The following is a 6,013-nucleotide window of genomic DNA, read 5'->3' on the forward strand; positions in this document are numbered from 1 at the left end:
AGAGCCCGCTCAACGCACCGCGCTGACGCCATCCAGCGTGGAAAACGAGGTGTCCTTGGCCGTCAGCAAGAAGTCGCGCATGTAAGGCGCATCGAGCATGTCGGCACGAATGCCCGCATACAACGTGGCGAACAACCCTTTCTCGCCCAACCGCTTGGCCTTCACATACCCGCGCGAGCTGTATTCATGCAGCGCCCAGTGGGGCATGCCGCACACACCACGACCACTGGCCACCAGTTGCATCATCATCACGGTCAGCTCCGAGGTCCGAACCTGGGCCGGTTCAACGTCGGCCGGTTCCAGGAAGCGGGTGAAGATGTCCAGGCGGTCACGTTCCACCGGGTAGGTGATCAGGGTTTCTGTCAGCAGGTCTTCCGGCACGATGTAAGACTTGTTCGCCAGCGGGTGCTGGTTGGCCACCGCCAGCATGGCTTCGTAGGTGAACAGCGGCACGTAGGTGATGCCCGGCAGTTCCAGCGGGTCGGAGGTCACCACAAGGTCCAGGTCGCCACGGGCCAGGGCCGGCAGCGGCGCGAAGGCAAAGCCGGAGGCCAGGTCCAGCTCGACTTCCGGCCAGGCATCGCGGAACTGATCGATGGTCGGCATCAGCCACTGAAAACAGCTGTGGCATTCGATTGCCATGTGCAAGCGCCCGGCGGTGCCCCCGGCCAGCCGCGCAATATCGCGCTCGGCACCGCGCAACAGCGGCAGGGTGGCGTCGGCCAATTGCAGCAGGCGCAGGCCGGCGCTGGTGAAACGCACCGGTTTGGTCTTGCGCACGAACAGCGGCATACCCAGGCGCTCTTCCAGCTCTTTGAACTGGTGGGAGAGGGCGGACTGGGTCAAGTGCAGGCGTTCGGCGGCCTCCACCAGGCTGTCGGCTTCGCGCAAGGCGTGCAGGGTTTTCAAGTGACGGATTTCGAGCACAGGCGCTCCATGAAGAAAATTTGCGATTAAAACGGATTGCTTGATTTTGTCTCATGTTGTGGAGCGTGTCGACCATGACCACTGGGCACTCTTCATCAAACTGTCATCGAACTGTGGCAGCGCGCTTGAACAAACTTCATCAGACTCGCGCTCTACTGGGGTTCTGCGTTTTGGTGTTTTTCATGCGTGCGTTGTTTTTTGTGGCCGCTCTACTGTTCGGCCTGCCGTCCTTTGCGGCTTCTCGATGTGATGTCAATGTCCCGACCCAAACGGTCGACCTGGCTCAGGTGAGCATCGCCTATCAAAGTATCGGCCGTGCGTCCGACCCTGCGTTGCTGTTGGTGATGGGCCTGGGCGGGCAGTTGATTCACTGGCCGGATGAAGTGGTGGTGGCCCTGTGCGAACAAGGTTTCCGGGTGATTCGCTACGACAACCGCGATGTGGGCTTGTCCACTTGGCGGCAGGCGCCGGCGAGCGCCAACCTGACTTTCGAAGTGCTGCGCTACAAACTCGGCCTGCCGGTGGCCGCGCCTTATACCTTGACTGATATGGCCGACGACGCGCTGGGGTTGATGGATGCGCTGCAGGTGCAGCAATTTCACGTACTCGGCGCGAGCATGGGCGGCATGATCGCTCAACACCTGGCGGCCATGGCGCCACAGCGTGTGGAAAGCCTGACCCTGATCATGACCAGCTCCGGCGCCGAGGGCCTGCCCGCGCCGAACGCGGCGCTGGTGCAATTGCTGTCGCGGCGCAGCGCGCCCAACCGTGAGGTGGCGCTGGAGCAACAGGCGGATTTGCTCGCGGCGTTGGGCAGCCCGGATATCAAGGACGATCGCCAGGCGTTGCTGCACCAGGCGGCGCTGTCCTATGACCGCGCCTTCAACCCCGAAGGCGTGAAGCGCCAGATCATGGCGATCCTGGCCGAGCCGAGCCGTGTGCCCTTGCTCAACCAACTGCGCGTGCCTGCGTTGGTCGTCCACGGCACCGCCGACCCCTTGCTGCCGGTGATGCACGGCGTGCACCTGGCCGCGCATATCCAGGGCAGCCAGTTGAAATTGATTCCCGGCCTGGCCCACCGTTTTCAGGAAGCGTTCAAGGCACCCTTGTTGGCGGCGGTGCTGCCCTACCTGCAAGCCCATCGCCAGGATGGCGCGCATTGGGCGCAGATCGATTTGAGCGAGCCTTCGAAGGTGCTGTGAAGGTGGTGTATCGTGCAAGCTTTCTGCGCATCAATGCCCGCGAGGTTGCCCATCATGAGTACTCCCCTGAAAATCGATTTCGTCAGCGACGTATCCTGCCCCTGGTGCATCATCGGCCTGCGTGGCCTGACCGAAGCCCTCGACCAGCTCGGCAGCGAGGTGCAGGCCGAGATCCATTTCCAGCCGTTCGAACTGAACCCGAACATGCCCGCCGAGGGGCAGAACATCGTCGAGCACATTACCGAAAAGTACGGTTCCACGGCGCAAGAGTCCCAGGCTAATCGTGCGCGCATCCGCGACATGGGCGCCGCATTGGGCTTTGCGTTCCGCACCGACGGCCAGAGCCGTATCTACAACACCTTCGACGCGCACCGCCTATTGCATTGGGCTGGGCTGGAGGGGCTGCAGTACAACCTCAAGGAAGCGCTGTTCAAGGCGTATTTCAGCGATGGCCAGGACCCTTCCGATCACGCGACCCTGGCGATCATCGCCGAGAGCGTAGGGCTGGACACTGCGCGCGCCGCCGAGATTCTTGCCAGCGATGAATACGCCGCCGAAGTCCGTGAGCAGGAACAGCTGTGGGTTTCCCGTGGGGTGAGTTCGGTGCCGACCATTGTCTTCAATGACCAATATGCGGTGAGCGGTGGGCAACCGGCTGAAGCCTTCGTGGGTGCGATTCGCCAGATCATCAACGAATCGAAATCCTGAAACCGAACACGGAGCAAAATGTGGGAGCTGGCTTGCCTGCGATAGCGGACTGTCAGTTGCAAATGGGCTGGCTGACACACCGTTATCGCAGGCAAGCCAGCTCCCACACTTGATACTCATTGTTTGCAAAAATGGCGCTCATCCAAGCGCTGGCCCATCCCTTGCATTACCCCCCTAAAGCCCAACCGGCCTGCGGTTGGGCGCTGCCATTAGGGGTGTAACTTACCTTGAATATTCTTGACCTTGACCACAGCCTCACCGGCCAGGCACCGATTGCCCGGCGGTTGGCCAGCGGTCGGGCCACGCGCCTGGACCTGCTGGACCTGGGCCCGAAATTGCGTTTGTGGTCCACCGAAAAAACCTGGAAGCGTTTCGTCGAGCGCCTGGCCCAGCGGCCTCGGCCCCGTGACGCGCGCCCGGAAATCCTGTTTGTTGGCTCCGGCGATTATCACCACCTTACGCCGGCCTTTTTGGCCGACCTCAAAGAGCCCATCAGCCTGATCCACTTTGACAACCACCCCGACTGGGTGCGCTTTGCGCCCAAGCGGCACTGCGGTTCGTGGGTCAACCGGGCGCTGAAGATGCCGGCGATCCAACGCATCGTCACCCTCGGCCCGTGCAGCGATGACCTGCATAACCCGCAACTGCGCGGCGGCAACCTTGGCGCCCTCAAGCGCGGGCGTTTGCAGTTGTTTCCCTGGCAGCATCCGCCGTCCAAGGTCTGGGGCCGGGTGGGGGACGGCGCCGGCCACCAGCAACAGGAAAACCACCTGCATTGGCGCAACTTGGCGGACCTGGATTGGGCGGCTTTCCTCGACCAGATGATTGCCAGCCTGCCCACCGAAGCGATCTGGATCACCATCGACAAAGATGTGCTGGCCAGTGAAGACGCCGCGACCAACTGGGACCAGGGCGGCATGCGCCTGACCCATTTGCTCCAGGCCCTGCGAGCGTTGGCGGCGGGTAAACGCATCATTGGCATCGACGTCTGCGGTGAGTTCGCCACACCGGCGTTCAGCAACGCGTTCAAGCGCTGGGAAGCCAAGTCTGATCAGCCGCCACCGGAGCGCTGGAGCCCGCAAGACTTGCAGCGTAATGCTGCAACCAATGAAGCCTTGATCGACCTGTTTGAGGAGCTGTTCCCGTGACCCTGACCGTGGTGTTGTTACTGGCGTTTTCCATCGTCCTCGATGTGATTGGCCAGCTGTGTTTCAAATTGGGCGTGGACCGTTTGCCGCAACTCGATGGCGGTTTTCGCCTGCGTGCGTTCTGGGGCCAGGTGTTCAATGCGCCGCTGTTGTGGGCCGGCGTCGGCGCCTATGTGATTGAGTTTTTTGTCTGGCTCGAAGCGCTGTCCCGTGCGCCCTTGAGTCTGCTGTTTCCGCTGGCGGCGTTGGCCTATTGCCTGGTGGTGTTGGCGGGCAGGGTGGTGCTCAAGGAAACCGTCAGCCGACGTCGCTGGCTGGGCACGTTGGTGATCACGTTGGGTGTGATGTTGGTAGCAATCGCGGGGAACCAGGCATGACAACGCAGACAATCAATACTGGCTGGCTGCATGGGCGGCTTGGCACCCTGGTGCTATGGGCATTGCTGATCGCCACCGAAAGCGCAGGGCAATTGTTCACCAAGGTGGCCGGCGATCAATTGGGGCCGATGGACTTCAGTTGGCAATGGCTGGCCGACGTGGCGCGCAACCCGGGAATTCTGGCGGCGATTGCCAGCTATCTCGGGGCGTTTTTTGTGTGGATGCTGATTCTGCGGCGTAGCAGTTTGTCCCTGGCGTTTCCGCTGAGTTCGCTGGTGTTTGTGGCCGTATTGCTGGGTTCTTGGCTGGGGCTGGGCGAGCACATCAGCGCGTTGCATTGGGTAGGCGTGGTGGTGATTATCGGTGGTATCGCCCTTTTGGCTGAGGGCGAAGAACACTGAAAATAGTGCTATGAACGCAGGCCCAATGTGGGAGCGGGCTTGCTCGCGAATGCGGTGGATCAGTTAAATATTAGCTGACTGACACACTGCTTTCGCGAGCAAGCCCGCTCCCACATTTTGCTCCCGGGTAATTCAGTCGAAGGTGTAGCTGATCGCCGTCTGCACCTGGCCCTGATTCACCTGGCCAGCCTCTTTGACGATGCTGCTCTTGGCCGCCGACCCCACCAGGTGTACCCAGCTGGCACTGGTCAGCAGTGACCAATGGGGCGCCAGGGGGAAGGAAAAACTTTGACTCAGCGTCACGTTCTGAAAGCCGCCGCTCGCGTTATACGGCCGTAAGCCCGAGGCGACAGCTTCGTTGTGGTCTACGCCGAAAAAGGTATTGGTCTGGCGCGCATCGGCAAAATGCGCAACCAGGCCGCTGCTGCCGATAATCCCTCCACCCAAGGGGTAACCCAGTTCGCCGCCGATTTTACCCAGGGCGCCGCTCTGGGAATGCCCGCCGCCCACGGCCTGGCCCAATTGCGCGTAGACCCGCCAGAAATTGGCCGGGGCGTATTGGACGAAACCGCCCACTTCCGCCATGTCCGACACGTTGCGCAGGCCTTGCAACTCGCCGTTGGAGGTGCGCCCCGAAAGGTAGTTGATATAGGGGCCAGCGGTAAGGCCGTGGGTATCCAGGGCGCTCCAGGTGAGGCCGTCATCGGTGCTCAGGCTGACGTCACCCCAATCCAGGTCCAGGTACGGCACAGGCCGGGTTTCGTAGCGGCTGCCGCTGGGGTCGTGGGGCTGATAGCTGAGGCCCGCGCCCACATCGCCCGTGATGCCCTCTGCCCATGCGGCACTGCAAAGGCCCCACCCTCCAAGTAAACCGGTGAATACAGCAGCAGCGAACTTGGACATGGGGACGTTTCCTGAAGGTGGGCAGGCGCGCATGAACGCGCAAACCGGCGCGCCTGCGCAAGCACTCATGTTGTTTGTAGCAAGCTACAAAAATTGTAGCTCCTGCGACATATATCGCTGCGCATTTCGCGCCAACCCCCAGCCCTGCGGGGTTTTCGCCAGTTGGCACAGTCCCTGCTCTATCCCTTGGCAAGCGCATACAGCGCGCTCCTCCAAGGCCCTTTACCTAAAGGAAAGGCAGATGATCAACTGGCATATCGTGTGTGACTTCGACGGGACCATTACTCCCACGGATGTCATCGACAACGTCCTCCAACGCTTCGCCGGCCCCGAGTGGGAAACCATTG

General features: G+C 61.5%; 7 protein-coding genes and 1 pseudogene. 6 read left to right on the top strand and 2 right to left on the bottom strand.

Annotated features, from left to right (window positions below):
* Positions 1 to 9: 9 nt before the first annotated feature.
* The gene (gene metR / locus QK296_RS18565; protein ID WP_124385336.1) at positions 10 to 927 is read right to left on the bottom strand and encodes a transcriptional regulator MetR; all 918 of its coding nucleotides are present in this window, start codon (positions 925 to 927) and stop codon (positions 10 to 12) included.
* A gap of 182 nt (positions 928 to 1,109) precedes the next feature.
* Here metR and QK296_RS18570 point away from each other — a divergent pair, with 182 nt between their 5' ends.
* The 5 genes from QK296_RS18570 (at position 1,110) to QK296_RS18590 (ending at position 4,763) form a co-directional block, all read left to right on the top strand.
* Complete coding sequence (locus QK296_RS18570; protein WP_003188925.1) at positions 1,110 to 2,129, top strand: alpha/beta hydrolase; 1,020 nt, start codon at positions 1,110 to 1,112, stop codon at positions 2,127 to 2,129.
* 54 nt (positions 2,130 to 2,183) lie between these two features.
* On the top strand, positions 2,184 to 2,837 hold the full coding sequence (locus tag QK296_RS18575) for a DsbA family oxidoreductase (RefSeq protein WP_282391165.1): 654 nt from the start codon (positions 2,184 to 2,186) through the stop codon (positions 2,835 to 2,837).
* A gap of 227 nt (positions 2,838 to 3,064) precedes the next feature.
* A complete protein-coding gene (locus QK296_RS18580; RefSeq protein WP_034134472.1) occupies positions 3,065 to 3,985 on the top strand; it encodes an arginase in 921 nt (306 codons plus the stop codon).
* Entirely contained in the window at positions 3,982 to 4,362 is a 381-nt protein-coding gene (locus QK296_RS18585) for an EamA family transporter (protein ID WP_003188930.1), read from the top strand. Before QK296_RS18580 ends, QK296_RS18585 begins: the two co-directional genes overlap by 4 nt.
* Entirely contained in the window at positions 4,359 to 4,763 is a 405-nt protein-coding gene (locus tag QK296_RS18590; protein WP_003188932.1) for a transporter, read from the top strand. Before QK296_RS18585 ends, QK296_RS18590 begins: the two co-directional genes overlap by 4 nt.
* 132 nt (positions 4,764 to 4,895) lie before the next feature.
* On the opposite strand, the gene QK296_RS18595 is transcribed toward QK296_RS18590, so the two are convergent.
* Positions 4,896 to 5,666 carry a MipA/OmpV family protein gene (locus QK296_RS18595; protein WP_282391166.1) on the bottom strand — a complete coding sequence of 257 codons (771 nt, stop codon included), beginning with the start codon at positions 5,664 to 5,666 and terminating at the stop codon, positions 4,896 to 4,898.
* A gap of 241 nt (positions 5,667 to 5,907) precedes the next feature.
* Here QK296_RS18595 and QK296_RS18600 point away from each other — a divergent pair.
* A pseudogene (locus QK296_RS18600) lies at positions 5,908 to 6,013 on the top strand (2,3-diketo-5-methylthio-1-phosphopentane phosphatase); the annotation flags it as partial.

The sequence above is a fragment of the Pseudomonas sp. AL10 genome (assembly GCF_029960685.1).
Lineage (GTDB): Bacteria > Pseudomonadota > Gammaproteobacteria > Pseudomonadales > Pseudomonadaceae > Aquipseudomonas > Aquipseudomonas lactis.

Coding starts and splice junctions, on each gene's coding strand:
- QK296_RS18570 (WP_003188925.1), top strand. CDS start 1,110: ATGCGTGCGTTGTTTTTTGTGGCCGCTCTACTGTTCGGCCTGCCGTCC.
- QK296_RS18575 (WP_282391165.1), top strand. CDS start 2,184: ATGAGTACTCCCCTGAAAATCGATTTCGTCAGCGACGTATCCTGCCCC.
- QK296_RS18590 (WP_003188932.1), top strand. CDS start 4,359: ATGACAACGCAGACAATCAATACTGGCTGGCTGCATGGGCGGCTTGGC.
- QK296_RS18595 (WP_282391166.1), bottom strand. CDS start 5,666: ATGTCCAAGTTCGCTGCTGCTGTATTCACCGGTTTACTTGGAGGGTGG.